This window comes from Rhodococcus sp. ARC_M6 (genome assembly GCF_022810305.1).
Classification (GTDB): Bacteria; Actinomycetota; Actinomycetes; order Mycobacteriales; family Mycobacteriaceae; genus Rhodococcus_F.
Window position 1 is genome coordinate 30,229 of record NZ_JALGQH010000004.1, and the last position, 20,535, is coordinate 50,763.

The 20,535-nt window shown below is 63.2% G+C and carries 11 protein-coding genes and 3 tRNA genes; 6 read left to right on the plus strand and 8 right to left on the minus strand.

Features of this window, described 5'->3' with window-relative positions:
• Window positions 1–115: 115 nt before the first annotated feature.
• Together MTX36_RS06890 and MTX36_RS06895 are read left to right on the plus strand one after the other, a co-directional pair.
• A complete protein-coding gene (locus MTX36_RS06890; protein ID WP_243619008.1) occupies window positions 116–9,421 on the plus strand; it encodes a type I polyketide synthase in 9,306 nt (3,101 codons plus the stop codon).
• Between the two features lie 10 nt (window positions 9,422–9,431).
• Window positions 9,432–9,824: a holo-ACP synthase gene (locus MTX36_RS06895; RefSeq protein ID WP_243619009.1), complete on the plus strand. Its 393-nt coding sequence runs from the start codon at window positions 9,432–9,434 to the stop codon at window positions 9,822–9,824.
• A gap of 8 nt (window positions 9,825–9,832) precedes the next feature.
• Here MTX36_RS06895 and MTX36_RS06900 read toward each other — a convergent pair whose 3' ends face one another.
• Complete coding sequence (locus MTX36_RS06900; RefSeq protein WP_243619010.1) at window positions 9,833–10,552, minus strand: TetR family transcriptional regulator; 720 nt, start codon at window positions 10,550–10,552, stop codon at window positions 9,833–9,835.
• A gap of 235 nt (window positions 10,553–10,787) precedes the next feature.
• Here MTX36_RS06900 and MTX36_RS06905 point away from each other — a divergent pair, with 235 nt between their 5' ends.
• Entirely contained in the window at window positions 10,788–12,137 is a 1,350-nt protein-coding gene (locus MTX36_RS06905; protein WP_243619011.1) for a dipeptidase, read from the plus strand.
• On the opposite strand, the gene bcp is transcribed toward MTX36_RS06905, so the two are convergent.
• The gene (gene bcp, locus MTX36_RS06910) at window positions 12,134–12,607 is read right to left on the minus strand and encodes a thioredoxin-dependent thiol peroxidase (protein ID WP_243619012.1); all 474 of its coding nucleotides are present in this window, start codon (window positions 12,605–12,607) and stop codon (window positions 12,134–12,136) included. The genes MTX36_RS06905 and bcp overlap by 4 nt on opposite strands.
• 137 nt (window positions 12,608–12,744) lie before the next feature.
• On the opposite strand from bcp, the gene MTX36_RS06915 reads away from it, so the two are divergent.
• Entirely contained in the window at window positions 12,745–12,969 is a 225-nt protein-coding gene (locus tag MTX36_RS06915; RefSeq protein ID WP_094274014.1) for a DUF3618 domain-containing protein, read from the plus strand.
• Window positions 12,970–13,026: 57 nt separating this feature from the next.
• On the opposite strand, the gene MTX36_RS06920 is transcribed toward MTX36_RS06915, so the two are convergent.
• The 3 genes from MTX36_RS06920 to MTX36_RS06930 all read right to left on the minus strand — a co-directional run bounded on the left by MTX36_RS06920 (window position 13,027) and on the right by MTX36_RS06930 (window position 14,782).
• Window positions 13,027–13,099: transfer RNA gene (locus MTX36_RS06920), tRNA-Lys, on the minus strand.
• Between the two features lie 93 nt (window positions 13,100–13,192).
• Entirely contained in the window at window positions 13,193–14,614 is a 1,422-nt protein-coding gene (locus tag MTX36_RS06925) for an amidase (RefSeq protein WP_243619013.1), read from the minus strand.
• A 95-nt stretch (window positions 14,615–14,709) separates the two neighbouring features.
• A tRNA-Lys gene (locus MTX36_RS06930) sits at window positions 14,710–14,782 on the minus strand.
• Between the two features lie 280 nt (window positions 14,783–15,062).
• Here MTX36_RS06930 and MTX36_RS06935 point away from each other — a divergent pair.
• Window positions 15,063–16,298 carry an Ig-like domain-containing protein gene (locus tag MTX36_RS06935; RefSeq protein ID WP_243619014.1) on the plus strand — a complete coding sequence of 412 codons (1,236 nt, stop codon included), beginning with the start codon at window positions 15,063–15,065 and terminating at the stop codon, window positions 16,296–16,298.
• Window positions 16,299–16,534: 236 nt separating this feature from the next.
• On the opposite strand, the gene MTX36_RS06940 is transcribed toward MTX36_RS06935, so the two are convergent.
• Window positions 16,535–16,607, minus strand: a tRNA-His gene (locus MTX36_RS06940).
• Between the two features lie 84 nt (window positions 16,608–16,691).
• Window positions 16,692–17,291, minus strand: coding sequence for an oligoribonuclease (orn, locus tag MTX36_RS06945; RefSeq protein ID WP_243619015.1), 600 nt, complete (start codon window positions 17,289–17,291; stop codon window positions 16,692–16,694).
• 120 nt (window positions 17,292–17,411) lie between these two features.
• Between orn and MTX36_RS06950 the strand changes: the two genes are divergently transcribed.
• Window positions 17,412–19,136, plus strand: a complete 1,725-nt coding sequence (locus MTX36_RS06950; RefSeq protein ID WP_243619016.1) for a helicase HerA-like domain-containing protein — start codon at window positions 17,412–17,414, stop codon at window positions 19,134–19,136.
• A gap of 19 nt (window positions 19,137–19,155) precedes the next feature.
• Here MTX36_RS06950 and lysA read toward each other — a convergent pair whose 3' ends face one another.
• Window positions 19,156–20,499, minus strand: a complete 1,344-nt coding sequence (gene lysA, locus MTX36_RS06955) for a diaminopimelate decarboxylase (RefSeq protein WP_243619017.1) — start codon at window positions 20,497–20,499, stop codon at window positions 19,156–19,158.
• Between the last annotated feature and the right edge of the window lie 36 nt (window positions 20,500–20,535).

Below are 20,535 nucleotides of genomic sequence, written 5' to 3' on the forward strand. Positions count from 1 at the left end.
GTGCACGGATGCCTTGATCGTGCCGATTTATTCGGTGGATACGCGAGCAATTCGCACCGGGCAGGACACTGCAAATCCCACCTCGCCGCAGAGGTGACCAGGAGAGGACGTACGCGTGACGATCGATGACACGACACCTACAGGAAACGGACGCGACTCGAAGGACGGACGCCGCGTTGGCGTCGACGGGGGAGTTTCTCGAACGACCAGCAAAGGTGCCCTCGTCGATTCACTGAACAACGGACTCCCGTACGCGGTTGCGTTCGGTGGGCAGGGTGCTCCGTGGCTCAGCACGCTCGAAGAACTCAGCCGCGACAACGGGCTCGAGCCGGTTCTGACCGATCTGGTCAACGATGCAGCTGCGCGCCTCGCTCCCGTTGCTCAGGATCTCGTGGTTGTGCGCCCGATCGGGTTCGACCCGATCGCGTGGATGCTCGAAGCCGAGATCGTGGACGAAGAAGAAGGTGAAAAGCCGGCAGGACCGTCTGCTGCAGCACTCACCGCAGCACCAGTTTCACTTCCCGGTGTGTTCCTCACGCAGCTTGCGGCGTTGCGTGCGCTCACTGCGCAGGGTCTCGATACCGCCGTTCATGCGCCCGTACCTGTCATCGGCCACTCGCAGGGCGTTCTTGCGACCGCTGCCGTTGCCGCCCGCGGCAACGACGACGGGGAGCTTCTGGCCGTCGCACAGCTCGTCGGTGCTGCAGCCAGCCTGATCGGACGTCGCCGCGGAATCATCGCGGGCGCCGCCGGCAAGCCGATGGTTGCCGTATCCAACGTCGATCCCGAGCGACTCGCCGCTGTAGTTGCCGAACTGGCCGAGACCACGACGCCCGACGGCGCAGCTGTTCTCGCTATCCGCAACGGCCGCCGCCGCGTCGTCCTCGCCGGACCCCCCGCTCAGCTTGCGCGCGTTCAGGAACGCTGCGAGCAGATCGAAGCTGAAGAAGCGCGTGAACGCGAAGGCAAGAAGCGTGGCGGTTCGGTATTCGCGCCGTCCTTCGACCCACTCGACACCGAGATCGGCTTCCACCACCCGGCACTTGCCGACGCCGTGGACCTGGTCGGTAGCTGGGCAATCCGCTGCGGCTTGGATGCAGATCGCGCCCGCGCACTCGCGCAGGCAGTGCTCGTCGATCCGGTCGACTGGGTACAGGAAGTTGATGGTGCCATCAAAGCCGGTGCCCAGTGGATCCTCGATCTCGGACCGAGTGACCAACTGACCCGCATGACGGCGTCGTCGCTGCGCGGACAGGGCGTCGGCATCATCGCTGCTGCCACTCGCGGCGGACACCGCAACCTTCTCACTCCCGGTGCTACGCCTGAGGTCTCACGTTCGTGGACCGAATTCGCGCCCAAGCCGGTTACGTTGCCCGGCGGACGCATCGGCGTCGAGACAGCCTTCACGAAGTTGACCGGTCGCTCGCCGATCCTGCTCGCCGGCATGACGCCGACGACAGTCGACGCCAAGATCGTTGCTGCCGCAGCAAACGCCGGCCACTGGGCCGAGCTCGCCGGTGGCGGCCAGGTCACCGAAGAAATCTTCGAAGACCGTGTCGCAGAACTGAAGATGCTGCTCGAACCGGGCCGCGCGATCCAGTTCAACTCCCTCTTCCTCGACCCGTACCTGTGGAAGCTGCAGCTCGGTGGCAAGCGCCTCGTGCAGCGCGCTCGCACTGCCGGTGCACCCATCGACGGTGTCATCGTCACCGCCGGAATCCCGGAACTCGAAGAGGCAGTTGCCCTTATCGATGAGCTCTCCGAAATTGGCATCACCAACATCGCGTTCAAGCCCGGCACCGTGGCGCAGATCCGCTCCGTGATCCGCATTGCCAACGAGGTTCCGAACTTCCCGGTCATCGTCCACATCGAAGGCGGCCGCGCCGGCGGACACCACTCGTGGGAAGACCTCGACGATCTGCTTCTCGACACCTACGCCGAACTGCGTGCACGTCCGAACCTGGTCATCTGCGTCGGCGGTGGCATCGGAACACCCGAGCGCGCAGCTGATTACCTGACCGGCCGTTGGTCGGCCGCAGCGGGCTTCCCGGCAATGCCCGTCGACGGCATCCTCGTCGGAACCGCTGCCATGGCAACGCTCGAGGCAACCACCTCGCCCGAGGTCAAGCAGCTTCTCGTCGACACACCGGGTACCCCGGATTGGGTCGGCGCCGGCACTGCCGAAGGCGGAATGGCTTCGGGCCGTAGCCAACTCGGTGCCGACATTCACGAGATCGACAATGCCGCTTCGCGCACCGGACGCCTCCTCGACGAGGTCGCCGGCGATTCCGACGCCGTTGCCGAGCGTCGTGACGAAATCATTGCCGCGCTCAACGTCACGGCCAAGCCGTACTTCGGTGACGTCGAGACGATGACGTACGCGCAGTGGTTGCGTCGTTACCTCGAGCTGACCGTCGGCATCGATGCTGCCAAGGAATTCGACTGCGGCGCAGACCTGCAGGAAGCAATCGCCGAGGCAACGTCGAGCCCGTGGCTCGATATCAGCTGGCGTGCACGCTTCGGTGACATGCTGCAGCGCGCCGAGGCTCGTCTACACCCGGTCGACCGTGGCCCCATCCCGACCCTGTTCGCCGACGCTGCAACTCTCGAGCGTCCCGAGGCTGCGATCTGCGCTCTGCAGGCGTCGTACCCGGACTACAACACCACGGTTCTGCACCCGGCCGACATCTCGTTCTTCATCTCCCTGTGCAAGACGCCGGGCAAGCCCGTCAACTTCGTACCGGTTGTCGACGGCGACGTACGTCGTTGGTGGCGTAGCGATTCCCTGTGGCAGGCACACGATCCGCGGTACACCGCCGATCAGGTCTGCGTCATCCCCGGAACCGTTGCCGTCGCCGGCATCACCGAGGTCGACGAGCCCGTCGGTGCCTTGCTCGATCGCTTCGAGAAGGCCACGTACGACGAGTTGGTGGCTGCCGGAACAACTCCGGTGACCCTCGCGAGCCGTCGTCATCAAGATGCCGCTCCCGGACTGCTCGACGCTGTTCTCTCGGCACCGGATCTCCAGTGGGCCGGTCGTCTGACCCAGAACCCGGTCCGTCGCCTCGGCGATCTCGATCAGTGGTCAGCTCAGTCGGCAGAAAAGGCTGTTCACGGCACCACTGGTGCAAGCCTGACCGTCGTCGACGAGACGCACGTTCTACTTTCGGTTCCGTTGGTCGCCGCCAAGTCCGTTGACATCACCATCACCATCCCGGCATCCGTCGTCGACGGTGGCGCTCCGGTTGTCACCGAGGCCGACGCAGAAGCTGCGATGTCCGCACTCCTGGCAGTTGCTGCCGGACAGGAACTTCCGACCGTCAAGAACGGCAAGGCGCGCGTCAACGTCGCGTGGGTTCCCGATCGCATCGCTGACCATGCCGGTGTCACCGGTTCCGGTCTGCCCGCGTCGCTGAGTGTCAGCGGCAAGGCTGTTCCGGACGTCGTTGTCGGAGCTTGCTGGCCTGCAGTCTTCGCGGTTCTCGGCGCAGCGGAACTTGACAGTCTGGCTGTCATCGAAGGCATGCTCGATCTGGTTCACCTGGATCACACCGTCGAACTTGTCGGTGAGCTGCCCTCCGAGACAAGCATTCTTGTTGTCAACGCCGAGGTCGCCTCGGTTCTCGACACAGACCTCGGTCGCGTTGTCGAGGTCAAGGTCGAGGTCGGTGCCATGCTCGGTGAGGGCCTCGACGCTCCCGCCGTGGTCACCATGACCGAGCGCTTCGCCATCCGTGGACGCACCGGTGCCGGCGAACTCTCCGATCCGGCACGCGCCGGCGGATCGATCACCGACGCTGCCATCGACACCCCGCGTCGTCGTCGTCGTGACGCCAAGATCCTGGCTCCGGTCAGCATGGGCGCTTTCGCCCAGGTCTCCGGTGACCACAACCCGATTCACACGTCCGACAACGCTGCTCTGCTGGCTGGCCTCGGAAGCCCAATCGTGCACGGCATGTGGCTCTCCGCTGCTGCCCAGCAGGTTGTCACCGCTGTCGATCCCAGCGAAACCCGAACGCCCCCGCGTCGTCTGACCGCGTGGACCGCTCGTTTCCTCGGCATGGTTCGCCCGGGCGCCGAGATCGACGTTCGTGTCGATCGTGTCGGCATCGATCAGGGCGCCGAAATCGTCGAGGTCGGTTGCCGCATCGACGGTGAACTCGTCATGGTCGCCACGGGACGCACCGCCGCCCCGAAGACCGTCTACGCGTTCCCCGGCCAGGGCATCCAGCGTCCGGGCATGGGCCTCGACGCCCGTGCTCGCTCCAAGGCTGCTCGTGAGATCTGGGATCGTGCCGACAAGCACACCCGCAAGGCTCTCGGATTCTCCATTCTTGCTGTGGTGCGCGACAATCCGGTGATCGTCAAGGCTCGCGGTGTCGAGCACAAGCATCCCGACGGTGTTCTGCACCTGACGCAGTTCACTCAGGTCGCGATGGCGGTTCTCGGTGTTGCCCAGGTTGCGGAACTGCGTGAGTCGGGCGCCTTCGTCGAGGGTGCACTGCTGGCCGGTCACTCGGTCGGTGAGTACAACGCTCTTGCCGCCGTCGCCGGCGTTCTGCCTCTCGAGGCTGTGCTCGAAGTTGTGTTCCAGCGTGGTTCGGCCATGCATGCTCTGGTCCCGCGCGACGAGGCTGGTCGCTCCAACTACCGCCTTTCTGCAATCCGTCCCTCGCAGATCGGCGTTGCCGACGAGGATCTGAAGGACTTCGTCGATTCGGTTGCTGCCGCGTCGAGCGAATACCTCGAGATCGTCAACCTGAACCTGCGTGGCTCGCAGTACGCGATCGCCGGCACTATCGCTGGTCTCGAGGCTCTCGAGAAGGAAATCGACATCCGCCGTGCTGCTTTCGGTGGCAAGCGCGCCTACATCCAGATCCCGGGCATCGACGTTCCGTTCCACTCCACGGTTCTGCGTGGCGGTGTAGACGATTTCCGTCGCGTCCTTCTGGATCTGCTTCCGCAGGACATCGATCCGGCTATCCTGATCGGCCGTTACATCCCGAACCTGGTTCCCAAGCCGTTCTCACTGCGACGTGAGTTCGTGCAGGAGATCGCCGATCTGGTTCCGTCCGAGCCGCTTGCGGCTGTGCTCGCAGATTTCGACGATGCCGCCAAGCATCCTTCTGATCTGGCACGCACCATCCTCAGTGAATTGTTGGCCTGGCAGTTCGCCAGCCCGGTTCGCTGGATCGAGACGCAGGATCTGCTCTTCGCCGACGAAGCTGACGGCGGTCTCGGAGTTGAGCGCTTCATCGAAATCGGTTTGGGCGCAGTCCCGACCGTCGCGAACCTCGCGTCGCAGACCCTCAAGCTTCCGGGCCGTTTCGGTTACCCGGTCGAGGTCCTGAACATCGAGCGTGAAGCCGGAATCGTTTACGGCACGGACGTCGATCCGGCTGTCGACGACGATGACGACGTGGAAGCACCCGCTGCTGCTCCGACTGCTGCTGCCGCCGCTCCGGTTGCTGCTGCCGCTCCGGTCGCCACCTCCAGCGGACCGCGTCCGGACGATCTCACCTTCAAGGCGCCCGACGCCACCAAGGTTCTGATCAGCCTCTGGACCAAGCTGCGTCCCGATCAGGTCGGCCCCGCCGACACGATCGAGGCACTGTGCGACGGAGTTTCCTCACGTCGTAACCAGCTCCTCGTCGACCTCGGCTCCGAGCTTTCCCTCGGCGCCATCGACGGTGCGGCAGATGCTGACATGGGCTCGCTCGGCGCCACCGTCGACAAGTTGGCTCGTACGTACAAGCCGTTCGGACCGGTTCTTTCCGATTCGATCAACGATCACCTCCGCAAGGTCTTCGGACCTTCGGGCAAGCGCCCCGGCTACATTGCCGACCGTGTCAAGAAGGTTTGGGAGCTGGGCGACGGCTGGGCACATCACGTCACCGCAGCGGTTGCGCTCGGTACTCGTGACGGCGCCAGCATCCGCGGCGGCGACCTCGGCGGACTGACCTCCGGCGCACTCGCCGACGCAGCAGCTGTGGACGCTGTCATCGACAGCGCTGTGGCTTCGGTCGGATCGGCTCGCGGCGTCAGTGTTGCTCTGCCGGCTACCGGAGGCGGCAGCGGCGGAACCGTCGACGCAGCAGCCCTCGGCGAATTCACCGAGAACATCACGGGCCGTAACGGCGTTCTGGCTTCGGCTGCACGCCTGGTGCTCGAGCAGCTCGGCCTCAATGAAGAAGCTGCTGTCACAACGGTCGAAGACACCGAACTGGTCGATCTCGTATCGGCTGAGCTCGGTTCCGACTGGCCACGTCTGGTTGCTCCGGCATTCGACGCCCAGAAGGCAGTCCTGCTCGACGACCGTTGGGCAAGTGCGCGTGAGGATCTCGCTCGCATCTGGCTCGGTAGTGAGACCTTGTCGGTTGAGAACTTCATCGGATCGGGTTCCACCGTTGCCGCCCAGGCGAAGTGGTGGGCCACCCGCGCAACCGACGAAGGCCGTACGACGCTGGCCGAGGTGTACACCCGCATCGCTGACGCGGCTGTCACCGCCGAGTCGGACGCACCCGAATGGGCCGGCGAGGTCGCAGTCGTGACCGGCGCCAGCAAGGGCTCCATCGCCGCATCGGTCACCGGCAAGCTCCTGGCCGGCGGCGCAACGGTTTTCGTCACCACCTCACGTCTGGACGGCAAGCGTCTCGGCTTCTACCGCGACCTGTACCGCGAAAACGCTCGCGCCGGCGCTGCACTCTGGGTGGTTCCCGCCAACATGGCGTCGTACACGGACGTCGATGCACTGATCGACTGGATCGGCAACGAAGCCACCGAAAATGCCGGTGGCGCAAAGAAGCTGATCAAGCCGGCCATGACGCCGACGATGCTGTTCCCGTTCGCGGCTCCTCGCGTCGGCGGCGAGCTTTCCGACGCCGGTGCTCGCGCCGAAATGGAAATGCGCGTACTCCTGTGGTCGGTGGAGCGCCTCATCGGTGGTCTGTCGAAGATCGGCTACGACAGCGATGTCGACACGCACCTGCACGTAGTTCTGCCCGGTTCACCGAACCGCGGAACGTTCGGTGGCGACGGTGCTTACGGTGAGGCCAAGGCTTCGCTGATCGCTGTGGTCAACCGTTGGAAGGCCGAGCGGAACTGGGCCGAGCGAGTCACGTTGGCACACGCCATCATCGGCTGGGTCCGCGGAACCGGCCTGATGGGCCACAATGATCCGATCGTCGACGCTGTTGAAGCTGCCGGTGTCCGTACCTGGTCCACCCAGGAGATGGCGACCGAACTGCTGAAGACGGCTACCGCCGAGTCGCGTCGTAGCGCTGCGAAGGCACCGCTCGAAATCGACTTGACCGGTGGACTTTCCGAGGCGAACCTCGATCTTGGCGCACTGGCTCGCGAAGCTGCCGAGGTTGCAGAACTGGCAGAGGCAGTGGACGAAGCCGTCGACGAGAGCAGCATCCTCGCACTGCCGGCGCCCGCTCGAATCGATGTCACGATCAAAGCTCCGAGCTGGCCCGAACTCGACACCAATCCTTCGGACCTCGTGGTCATCGTGGGCGCCGGCGAGCTCGGCCCCTACGGTTCCTCGCGTACCCGCTTCGAGATGGAGGTCGACGAGCAGCTTTCTGCCGCCGGCGTTCTGGAACTCGCATGGAATACCGGACTGATCGTCTGGGAGAACGACCCCAAGGCCGGTTGGTACGACGTCGAATCCGGTGACCTGGTGCCCGAGGCGGAAATCGCCGACAAGTACCACGACACCGTCGTCGAGCGTTGCGGCATCCGTCGCTACGTCGACGAAGGCCACATGATCGACAACACCGCGCCGCTGCTCACGTCCGTGTTCCTGGACAAGGATCTGAGCTTCGTCGTCGGCAGTGAGGCCGAGGCACAGGCCTTCGTCGAGTCCGATCCCGAGAACACCGTGGCTTCGGTTTCTGCCGAGTCCGGTGACTGGACGGTCACGCGCCGCGCCGGCACCGAGATCCGTGTCCCGCGCAAGATGAAGCTGACCCGCAGTGTGGGCGGCCAGATTCCGACCAACTTCGACGTCACCAAGTGGGGCATCCCCGCCGACATGGCCGATTCGGTCGACCGCGTCGGACTCTGGAACATCGTCGCAACGGTGGACGCTTTCCTTACAGGCGGCTTCACTCCGAGTGAACTGCTCCGCTGGGTTCACCCGAGCTTGGTTGCCAACACACAGGGCACCGGCATGGGCGGTATGACGTCCATGAGGAGCCTGTACATCGACACGCTGCTCGGCGAGAACCGCCCCAACGACATCCTGCAGGAAGCACTGCCGAATGTTATTGCGGCGCACGTCGTTCAGTCGTACGTCGGCGGCTACGGCTCGATGGTTCACCCCGTCGCAGCCTGCGCCACCGCTGCAGTGTCGGTCGAAGAAGGCGTCGACAAGATCCGTTTGGGCAAGGCCACGTTGGTTGTTGCCGGCGGCTTCGACGACTTGAGCGCGGAAGGCATCATCGGCTTCGGTGACATGTCGGCCACAGCCAAGACGTCCGACATGCACGCCAAGGGCATCGAGGATCGCCGCTTCTCGCGGGCCAACGATCGCCGACGTGGTGGCTTCGTCGAGTCGGCCGGTGGCGGCACGATCCTGCTCGCTCGTGGTGACCTGGCACTGGAAATGGGCTTGCCTGTTCTCGGCGTCGTCGCCTGGGCCGGTTCGTTTGCCGACGGTGTCCACACCTCGATCCCGGCTCCGGGAATCGGCGCGCTGGGTGCCGGACGCGGCGGCCCGGATTCGCAGCTCGCGCTGTCACTGAACGCTCTGGGCGTTACCGCAGACGACATCGCGGTCATCTCCAAGCACGACACCTCCACTGCCGCCAACGATCCCAACGAGGCGGAACTGCACGAGCGCCTCGCCGGAGCGCTGGGACGCAGTGAAGGTGCCCCGATGTTCGTCGTCTCGCAGAAGAGCCTGACCGGACACGCCAAGGGCGGTGCCGCAGCCTTCCAGCTGATCGGTCTCTGCCAGGTGCTGGGCCAGGGCGTCATCCCGCCGAACCGCAGCCTCGACTGCGTCGACGACAAGATGGCCGAGTTCGAACACCTCGTGTGGGCACGTCAGCCCCTCAAGTTCGGTGAGCAGCTTCCGCTGCGCGCCGGCCTGCTGACCAGCCTCGGCTTCGGTCACGTCTCCGGACTGATCGCGGTTGTCCACCCGCAGGCATTTGTCGAGTCGGTACCGGTCGCCAAGCGTGAGGCGTACATCGCCGCCGCGCAGCAGCGCACCATCGACGGTCAGCGTCGTCTCGCCAAGGCGATGTGCGGCGGCGACAGCCTCTACGAGCGTCCCGCAGATCGTCGCCTCGGCGCCGACGGAACGCCCGCGAAGGCATCGCGTCAGCTCGAAGCGGACATGCTCCTGAGTGAGGATGCTCGCCTGGGCGCCGACGATCGTTACCGCTCGAACCTGCCTGGCTGCAAGTAGCAATAACGGCATGGGAGTTCTGGGTATCGGCTTCGACCTGGTCACGGTGTCGGAGTTTGCCGAGCAGCTGAAACGGCCGGGAACGGCTATGCTCGACAACTTCACACCGGGCGAGCGTCGGGACGCCAATACCCGGAGTTCCGATCCGGCAAGACATTTCGCCGCCCGGTGGGCTGCGAAGGAAGCAGTGATCAAAGCGTGGTCCACTGCTCTCTTCGCCAGCCCACCGGTGCTGGGGGAGATGATTCACAATCAGATCGAAGTGGTCTCCGACGCGTGGGGGCGTCCCAGCATCAGGTTGCGCGGCGACGTCGCGAAACACCTCACCGACGTGAAAATACATATCTCGCTGACACATGACGGAGATATGGCCGGCGCATTCGCCGTCATCGAATCGCTCTGACGAGTGGATTAACCGTCGTTTTCGGTGCCAAGACCCATCGAGCGAGATTCCTTCTCCGCCACCAAAAGGTAAGCGCCCATGAGGCGTTTGAGTTCGACTACCGCGTCGGCATGGCTCTGGCCGTCCTGGACCGAGAAGTTCAACATCGAATACACCACGTGCACAAGAACTTCCGCCATCATCATGCGGCGGTCGCGAGGGGAGCGTGGTGTCAGTGGCCCGAGCATTTTGGCGACTGTCTCCGCGAACTGCTTCTCGTGGATGACTCCCGTTGCCCGGGTAGACGGAGTCGACTGCATTGCCAGCCACACCTCACGGCGTGACGGATCCGACGTCCAGAGGCCAGCCATGTGATCGACGAAGCTGTTGAGGAAACGTAGCCAATCCAGTGACGGCACTTCGCCGCCGAACTGAGCCAGTTCGTGTTGGACGCCGACCAGGTCCTGACGGTTCAATTCGCACACGATGACGTACTTGTTGGCAAAGAACTGATACAGCGTCCCGATGGGGACGTCGGCGCGCGCCGCGACTTCTTCGCACGTGAACGATTCGAAACCGACATCGGTGAGTAGATCCCGAGACGCGGCGAGAAGAGCGTCGAATTTGCGTTGGCTTCGTTCCTGCGTCGGGCGCTTACGCGGAAGCAGTTCCTGAGGTTCCTCATGGTGCGAATTCTCGAGTGCTGGGTCCGGCCGTCGCCGTACGCGACTGCGGGTGGATGGCTGCACGGCTTCGAGGCTATCGGGGTTTGTCGCAGAATTTGGTACTTGTGGAATATCCGAGGTCATCGAGTGATCACCGGTCCGACGGCAGGCGCAAGAAATGCGATGCGTCGCTGCGAGTGCTCGAAATCCCACGACGTTGCCACACTCCGATTCTAGGTGACCAAGTGTCCAACTGATCAAACGGTTGCTGATCGGAGATTCGGGCACACTGAAAAGTGTCATGACGGAGAGGGAGACAATGACCGAACATTTGCGCGCAGTGGTGTCCACGCTCATGCCCCGGGCCCGAGAAGACCTGGCAACTCTGGTAGCTCTGCGATCCGTCGCCGATGCGAGGCAGTTCCCGCCGCAAGAATGCGCTGCGGCCGCGCAGTGGGTCCTGGAAGCTTTCCGAGAGCAAGGATTTGCCGACGTCGGATCGATCGAGACCTCGGACGGTTCCGCTGCAGTCATGGGCTTTCGGCCCGGCCCGACCGGTGCCCCGACAGTTCTCCTGTACTGCCACTACGATGTTCAACCGCCCGGAGACGAAGAGCTTTGGGAATCGCCGCCTTTCACGCTGACCGAGCGGGCCGGGCGCTGGTACGGGCGAGGGGCAGCGGACTGCAAAGGCAATGTCGTGATGCATCTGACTGCCCTTCGTACGCTCGCTGCGGCAGGCCTCGAACCAACTGTCGGTGTGAGAATCATCGCCGAAGGCTCGGAGGAGATGGGCACCGGCGGCCTCGAGGATTTGCTCCGGGATCGGCCGGAACTCTTTGCTGCAGACATGATATTGATCGGGGATACGGGAAACGCCGAGGTCGGGGCGCCGACAATCACGACGTCCCTACGGGGCATGGCCAACGTCGTGGTGCACGTGTCGACGCTCGAGGGGGAGGTTCATTCCGGTGCGTACGGGGGCTCCGCGCCGGATGCAATTACCGCGTTGGTGCAGATGCTCTCGACTCTCCACGACGAGAACGGCAACACCACCGTCGACGGATTGACGAATGATCAGCGCTGGGATGGCGTCGAGTATGCCGAGGGTCGGTTTCGGGCTGATGCCGGCGTGCTCGACGGTGTCGGCCTGAGCGGTTCGGGTTCGGTGGCCGAACAGGTGTGGGCTCGTCCAGCACTCACGATTCTGGGGATCGATTGCCCGCCGGTAGTCGGTTCGGCCGCAGCGATCGCGCCCCGGGCGTCGGCGCGACTAAACCTGCGCGTCCCGCCCGGCACAGATCCCGTCGTCGCGCAGGACCTACTGATCGGACATCTGCTGGCTGCAGCGCCGTGGGATGTTCGTGTTTCGGTCGAACCCGAGTCGACGGGTATGCCGTTCAGTGCGTCGACGGGCGGTCCCGGATACAAGCAGCTCAGAACGGCGCTGAGCGAGGCGTACGGGGCCGAAGTCGGGTTTGCTGGACAGGGAGGGTCGATTCCCTTGTGCAACGCGCTCGCAGAGCAGTTCCCCGACGCCGAGATCGCGTTGATCGGCGTCGAGGAACCACAGTGCCGCATTCACGCCCCGAACGAGAGCGTCGATCCTTCGGAGATCGAAAACCTCGCGCTGGCGGAAGCGCTATTTCTGAGTCGGTTCAGCAGTTAGACCGAAAGGTCGCGTCGTAGCTTTGCGACGTGTCCGGTGGCGCGCACGTTGTACTGGGCCACCTCGATCTTGCCTTCTTCGTCGACGAGGAAGGTGGAACGGATGACGCCCTGGACGGTTTTGCCGTACATCTTCTTCTCGCCGAAGGCGCCCCACGCCAGAAGTGTCGACTTCTCCGGATCGGACAGAAGCGGGAAAGTCAGTTCCTCGTTGTCGCGGAACTTGGCGAGCTTCGCCGGCTTGTCGGGGGAGATGCCGATGACGTCGAGTCCGGCGCCGTTCAGCTCCGCGAGGCTGTCCCGGAAGTCACAGGCCTGCTTGGTGCAGCCGGGGGTGCTCGCGGCGGGGTAGAAGTACACGATGACCTTGCGGCCGCGATAGTCGCTCAGTGAAACTTCGTTGCCATCGGCGTCGGGAAGCGTGAAATCCGGCGCAATGTCGCCGGCTGACAATCTACTGTTCTCGGTCACGAGAATCGAGGTTAGTCGAGAAATTGCGCAGCAGGTGGGCGCGAAGGCATTCTGCTCCTCTACGGTAGAACCAAGCGTGGGCGCACGGCACCCACGGAGCAGTACACACAGACAAGATAAGACAAGTTGGAGGACACGTGCCCAGGGACACCGAGAGCATCGAGCGCGAGATCGAGAAGGCGCGCAACCAGCTCGCGAGCACACTCGACGAACTGACGGTCCGTACCAACCCGAAGCGGCTGGTCGAGAACACCAAGTCCGCGGTGCTTGCCAAGCTCAACGAGCCGGCTGTGAAGTACGCACTGATCGCGGTGGGATCCTTCGTCGGACTCCTCGTGGTGCGCAAGATCGTTCGCCGATAAGCGGATCGGAACATGAAGAAGGCCCCCACCTCGATGAGGTGGGGGCCTTCTTGCAAGTGCGCCCACAGGGACTCGAACCCCGGACCCAGTGATTAAGAGTCACTTGCTCTACCAACTGAGCTATAGGCGCTTGCTCTTGCGAGACAGAACATTAGCCGACAGGTTCAGAAGATTGCAAAACGCATGCTCGTAAAGGTGATCGCAGTTACATTTCGCGGACCGTTCAAGAGTGCGGCGGACGGGAATTCGGCCATCCGATCAGCCCTTCGAGTTGCTGTGCCAGTGCCAGAATCGTGAGTTCGCCGTTCGGTCGCGACACCAATTGGACGCTGAGGGGCAATCCGCTTTCGGAGAACCCGGCCGGCACCGCAGCGGCCGGATTTCCGCACACATTCCAGATCGAGCAATACGCCGCGATGGGCAACGACTTGCGGGCGGCAGAGACGAGTCCGGCACCTTCGAGCTGGCCGATCGCGCGGGGCAAGGCGGGAGTTGTCGGAGTCAGGACTACGTCGAAAGTGTCGAACACCTGATTGACGGTGTGCGCGATGCGTTCGCCGCGGCGGTACGCCGCCTTGCCGACACGCCCCGACGACGCGATCCGTCCGATCGCAGATAAGGCGCGGGTGCGTCGTTCGAGGAGATCGGGCCGATCGACGCGCAACGCCTCATCCCGCACTCCACCGAGTACCTGCGGAAGGAATGATGCTGTCGCATCAGGGTATTCGGGGTCGAACTCCTCGACATGATGACCCAGAGCGCTCAGCATTTCTGCGACGGCGTGCACTCCGGCAACCACCTCTGGCGCTGGGCTGACGCCGCGGACGGGGCTGCGAGTAGACACGGCAATGCGCAGGGGACTGTGTGTCGACGACAAGGCTTCCGTGAAACTGATGGGGAGAGGCTCAGCGCGGTAGTCGTCGACGGCGGTCGTGCCGAGAATAGCGTCGTACATCAGCGCGCTGTCGTGAACCGAGCGAGTCAGCGGACCGAGAGTGCCGAGCCCGCGCCACAGGTTCCGGTTGGGAGCGGTGCTCACGCGACCGCGTTGCGGCTTCAGTCCGAACAGTCCGCAGAACGCGGCCGGCAACCGGATGGAACCGCCGCCGTCGCCGCCAATTGCTCCGGCCACCATGCCCGACGCCACTGCAGCTGCCGAACCGCCGCTCGATCCACCCGTCGAAACGCCGGTGTCCCAAGGGTTTCGGGTGTAGCCGTGGGCGGCGGTTTCGGTGAACGGCCAAATTCCGAACTCCGGCATCGTTGTTTTTCCGATAATCACGGCGCCGGCGTCGCGCAAGCGTCGCACTACTTCGGAGTCGGCAGTTGCGATTCGCGTGACTGCTGCGCCGCCGTAGGTAGTGGGTGTTCCGGCAACATCGTTCTCGTCTTTGATGGCGATCGGTACACCGTGGAGGGGGCCCAATTCTGTTCCGTCGGCCTGATGCTGATCGCGGCGCGTGGCTTCGTTCATCGCCTCGTCAGCAAGGATGCGGGTGAACGCGTTGAGGCTCGGGTTGAGTCGCTCGATCCGTCGGAGAGTATTTTCCGTCAACTCACGTGCGGAGAGTTGGCCGGAGCGAATCAGCTCGGCTTGGCCGACAATGCCGGCAAACGCGAGTTCGGAATCAGGTAGATCAGACATGTCGCTCCAGCCGGTCGGGTTCGCTGGGGAGTGTATTCGACCGGGGGAGACAAAAAAGATCCCCACCTTGTTTCCAAGGTGGGGATCTTTGCAAGTGCGCCCACAGGGACTCGAACCCCGGACCCAGTGATTAAGAGTCACTTGCTCTACCAACTGAGCTATAGGCGCTCGCTCTTGCGAGACAGAACATTAGCCGAAGCGTTCGTCCGGGGGCAAATCGCCAGGTGAGGGAGCCTGCTTGGGATCGATTCCGCAGGAGCCCACGCCTCTGCGACCGGGTCGAATTGTGTGATCTCGTCGGAATCGGTAACAAAACGTCCGGTTCGAAGCGATTGATACTCGAACGTTACTGTTGGGTGGGCATTTGATGACCGTTGGTAACGAAGTGCCTGGCATCATTGACTTGGCGCAAAATGCTGGTCGGAAACATGTGAAGCGGAGTCGAAGAATGAGTCGTCAGTGGTGGGGTCTGTCCGAACGTGGTGGGGCGGGTCGGGTCTCGAAGGGTGCTGCGTTGATCGCAGCCTCGCTCGGTGCATTGGTCCTCGTGACCGCCTGCACCGCCGGCGGGACGGCGGTCGACGACCAAGGTGCTGCACCGATCGACTCCAATCCGTTGACCGAACTGATCAAGCCGAAAGTCACTTCCTCTGCCGCCGACGGCGCGATCGGATTCTCGCCCGGCGACCCGGTACGCATCGACGTTGCCGACGGCACCCTGTCCGAGGTTCGGATGGTCAACCCCAGCGGCGAGCGGGTGGCCGGCGCTATCGCCGCCGACGGTGCATCGTGGACGACTACCGAACCGCTCGGATACAACCGCAAGTACAAGATCGAAGCGCGCGCCTACGGATTGGGTGGAGCGAGCACCACGGTGTCGTCGTTCACCACCAGTGCTCCGGGCAATGTCACCAAGCCGTACGTGATGCCCGGCGAAGACTCCGTCGTCGGCATCGGCCAGCCCATCGCCGTGCAGTTCGACGAGAACATCCCGGACCGCAAGGCCGCCGAGGACGCAATCGCCGTCACCACGACGCCGGCCGTCGAAGGTGCTTTCTACTGGGTCAACAACCGTGAGGTGCGGTGGCGTCCGGAGGACTACTGGGCCCCCGGCACCAAGGTCGACGTGAAGGTGAACGTCTACGGAAAAGATCTCGGCAAGGGTGTATTCGGTCAGGAAGACGCAACCACGTCCTTCACGATCGGCGATTCCGTCATTGCCATTGCCGACGACAACACCAAGCAAGTCACCTTCGAGGTGAACGGCAAGTCCGTCATGACGATGCCTACGTCCATGGGCAAGGACAGCACGCCCACCGACAACGGCGTTTACATCATCGGTGACCGTCTCGCAGACATGGTGATGGACTCCTCGACCTACGGTGTCCCGGTCACCTCGTCCGAGGGCTACAAGACTCCGGTCCAGTGGGCCACACGGATGTCCTACAGCGGCATCTTCTTCCACTCGGCACCGTGGTCCGTCGGGCAGCAGGGTTACTCCAACACCAGTCACGGCTGCCTCAACCTGAGTCCGTCCAACGCGAAGTGGGTGTACGACAACACCAAGCGCGGAGACATCGTCATCGTCAAGAACACTGTGGGCGGCACGCTCTCCGGAACCGACGGCTTGGGTGACTGGAACATCCCGTGGGCGACCTGGAAGGCCGGTAACGCAGACGTCTGAGCGCGTCGTGAAGCCCTGAATGTGAAGAATGCCCCCGGCCGGTTGGCTGGGGGCATTTCTGCGTTCTGGGGGAGTTGTGGCTGCTTTCGGCCGCTCCGCTTCCGGTCCCCATCGCGTGAACGTATCGCTACCCCTGTTGGGCGAGGGAAGCGATACGTTCACGCGATGGAGTGAGGGGTTTCGAAACCAAAAGAACCCCCGGAAATGTCTTTCAACATTTCCGGGGGTTCCCTTTGGGTGAGCGACGGGACTCGAACCCGCGACAGCCAGGATCACAACCTGGTGCTCTACCAACTGAACTACGCCCACCATTGCCTCCGCGACCGATTTGACCCGGCTGCTTTGACGAAAGAGATACTAGCGCGAAAGTTGGTCAGGAAGCCAATCGGCTGGTCAGGCGGGTCCTAAACCCTCGACGACGGCTGCGATCTCGGCGCTGGACGGTCCGGGCGCGGGGACAAAGGCAGTGCCGCGGTAGTACTTGAGTTCGCGAATGGATTCCTTGATGTCGGCCAGCGCGCGGTGCGCGAGACCCTTTTCGGGCTGGCCGAAGTAAATGCGGGGATACCAGCGACGGGAGAGTTCCTTGATAGAACTGACATCGATCATCCGGTAGTGGAGGTAAGTGTCCAGGGCCGCCATGTCGCGGGAAATGAATCCGCGGTCGGTGGCGATGGAATTACCGGCCAGGGGAGCGGTTCCGGCGACGGGAACGTGCTTGCGGATGTAGGCGAGCACCTCTTTCTCCGCCTCGGCGAGGGTGACCGTCGACTTGCGCACTTCTTCGGTCAATCCCGATTTGGCGTGCATTTTCTTCACGATGTCGGGCATCGAGGCCAAAGCGTCGTCGTCGGCGTGGATGACGATGTCGACGCCTTCGCCCAAGATGTTCAATTCGCTGTCGGTTACCAGAGCCGCAATCTCGATGAGTTTGTCCGACTCCAGCCGCAGCCCGGTCATTTCACAATCGATCCATACCAATTTGTCCTGCACCAGGAACACAGTAGTGCGCGCGCTCGCGGGATAAGGTCGGCGGTGAAAATTTGACGCGCAAAGATCTTCTTTCGTACTGCGCAAAGATCTTCTTTCCTACTGCACTGAGGAGGGGCCTGTATGACCGTGGATCCGAAGGACAGCACGTTGACGCCGGCAGAGAAGGCGAAGGTGGCGAAGGCTGCCGCTGCCGAAGCTGCGCGTCTTGCCGCTGAGGCTGCCAAAGCTGCCGAGGAAGCCGAGCGGGAGGCTCTCGAGGCAGAAGGTGCAGTGCACCTGTCGGCTCCGTCGGGTGCTGCTGCCGAGATCGCTGCGGGCTACGCGTCGGACGGTCGGGCCTTGGAGCTCGGCTCGGTGGTGGTCGACGGTGTTGCTGATCCAGCCGCCCGAGTGCGCATTCCGTTGGCCACGATCAATCGTCACGGGCTGATTGCCGGCGCGACGGGTACCGGCAAGACGAAGACTTTGCAGGGAATCGCGGAGCAACTGTCGGCTGCAGGAGTGCCGGTGGTGATGGCGGATGTGAAGGGTGACCTCTCGGGCCTGTCGCGGGCGGGGGAGAGCAACGACAAGATTACCGCTCGTGCGGTCGAGACGGGCGACGACGCTTGGACGCCGGCCGGGATGCCCGTGGAATTTCTCTCGCTCGGTACGGGCGGCATCGGGATTCCGGTTCGAGCGACCATCACGAGCTTCGGCCCGATTCTGCTCAGCAAGGTTCTGGGACTCAACGAGACCCAGGAGTCCACTCTCGGGCTGATCTTCCACTGGGCGGACACTCAGGGCCTCGCATTGCTGGACCTCAAGGACCTGCGCTCGGTCATCGCGCACCTCACCGGCGACGAGGGTAAGGCTGATCTCAAGGGAATCGGCGGAGTATCCACGGCAACAGCGGGCGTGATTCTGCGCGCGCTGGTCAACCTCGAGGCTGACGGCGGCGACACATTCTTCGGTGAGCCGGAACTGGAAACCGAAGATCTGCTGCGCGTCGTAGGCGGCGCTGGCGTGATCACGCTCTTCGAACTCGGCGCGCAGGCTGCCAGGCCGGCGATGTTCTCCACATTCCTGATGTGGGTGCTGGCCGATCTCTTCCAGACTTTGCCGGAGGAGGGCGACCTGGACAAGCCTAAGCTCGTTTTCATCTTCGACGAAGCGCACCTGCTTTTTGCCGACGCGTCGAAAGCCTTTCTGCAGCAGGTGGAACAGACCGTCAAGCTCATTCGATCCAAGGGCGTCGGTGTGTTCTTCTGCACCCAATTGCCTACTGACATCCCCAATTCGGTTCTGTCGCAACTGGGTGCGCGCGTACAGCATGCGTTGCGGGCGTTCACTCCCGATGACCAGAAGGCGCTCAACAAGACGGTGCGCACGTACCCGAAAACGGAGCACTACGACCTCGAGAAGGCGCTCACCTCACTCGGAATCGGCGAGGCCATCGTGACTGTGCTTTCGGAGAAGGGTGCGCCGACGCCGGTGGCCTGGACCAAGATTCGTCCGCCGCGATCCTTGATGGACACCATCGGCAACGACGCCATCAAGGCCGCGGCCACCTCGAGTCCACTGAATCAGAAGTACGGTCAGACAATCGATCGTGAATCGGCGTACGAAAAGCTGACGGCGAAGGTGGCCGGCGCTCCGACGGCAGATCCGTCGCTGGACCTGCCGCCGTTGCCGGATCTGTCGCAGCTTCCGCCACCCCCTCCGGTCGAGCCGGAGGGGCCCAACATCGCCGAGCAGATTCTCGGTAGCTCGGCGGTGAAGAGCTTCCTGCGATCGGCCGCATCGGCTGCCGGGCGCGAGATTTCGCGGAGCATCTTCGGTACCGGAAGTCGACGTAAGCGCTGACGTCAACTCGCTCGCGAGACTACATTCCGACCTCGCGAGCGAGTAGGTCGTCGATCGACTCGCGCCGGATCAACGGACGTGCGATGCCTCCGAGCACCGCGATCACGGGTGGACGACACACGCTGTTGTACGTCGACGCCATGCTGTGGTGATAGGCGCCGGTGCAGGGGATACCCAGCAGATCTCCAACGTGCAGGTCCGCGGGAAGTTTTGTACCAACAGCGATTTCGTCACCGGATTCGCAGTGGCGCCCGGCAACGGTCACCTCACGGACCGGCGCGTTCGAGTGACGATTCACCAGTTCGACGTCGTAAGTGCTCCCGTAGAGGGATACTCGCGGATTGTCGCTCATGCCGCCGTCGACCGAGACGAAGGTTCTTCCGCCGCTGACGGTCTTGATGTTCTGTACTCGATACAGCGTTACCCCGGCGCGCGCGGCGATTGCCCGTCCGGGTTCGAGAACGATTTCCGGGCGGGGAAACCTGTTACGGATGCAGGCGTCATCGAGGGATTCCTCGATGACGCAGGCCAGGCGTGTGAGATCAAGTTGCGAATCTCCGGGCCTGTACGCAATGCCGTGTCCGCCACCGAGATCGAGCTCGGTGAGGATCAGGTTGTGAGCTCGTCGGATGTCGTTCATCTGCGCGATCATCGTGGCTACAGCAGTGCGGAAATATTCCGGGTCGGTGATTTGTGAACCGAGATGGCAGTGCAATCCGATGAGTTGGAGATTGGCGGCTCTGTTCACGACCGCAACCGTGCGTTCCAATTCCTCTGAGAATGCTGGGAGTCCGAACTTCTGATCGACAATGCCGGTGGACACGGCTTTGTGTCCGTGGATGTCGATGCCGGGAGTTACCCGGATCAGCACCTTCTGGGGACCGGTACACACGGATGCAAGCAGTGCAGCTTCGCTGGGTGAGTCGATGACGATCCGGCCCACGCCGGCCCTGGCTGCCGCTCGGAGTTCGGCGACCGTTTTGGCATTGCCGTGCAGGATAATTCGGGATGGGTCGACCCCGCCGGCGAGGGCGATGGATAACTCACCAGCCGAACAGACGTCGACTCCGAGTCCTTCCTCGGACACCCACTTGGCCATGGCCCGGATCATCAGGGCCTTGCCGGCATACACGATCTCGGAATCGGGGAAGATTTCGCGGTATGTACGGCAACGGTGGCGCACGTCGGACTCGTCGACAACATAGGTCGGAGTGCCGTATTGGTCGGCGATGTCTTCGAGGGCTACGTCGCCGATACAGACGCGGCCACGCTGATCGTGACGAGTACTGATGGGCCACAACGCAGGATCCATGCGAGGCGTCATGGCGCCGCGTAAGGACGGGAAGATTTCGAGTAGCGTCACGTCGATCTCCTGAAGGTGACCCGCTGTGTCGCGGGG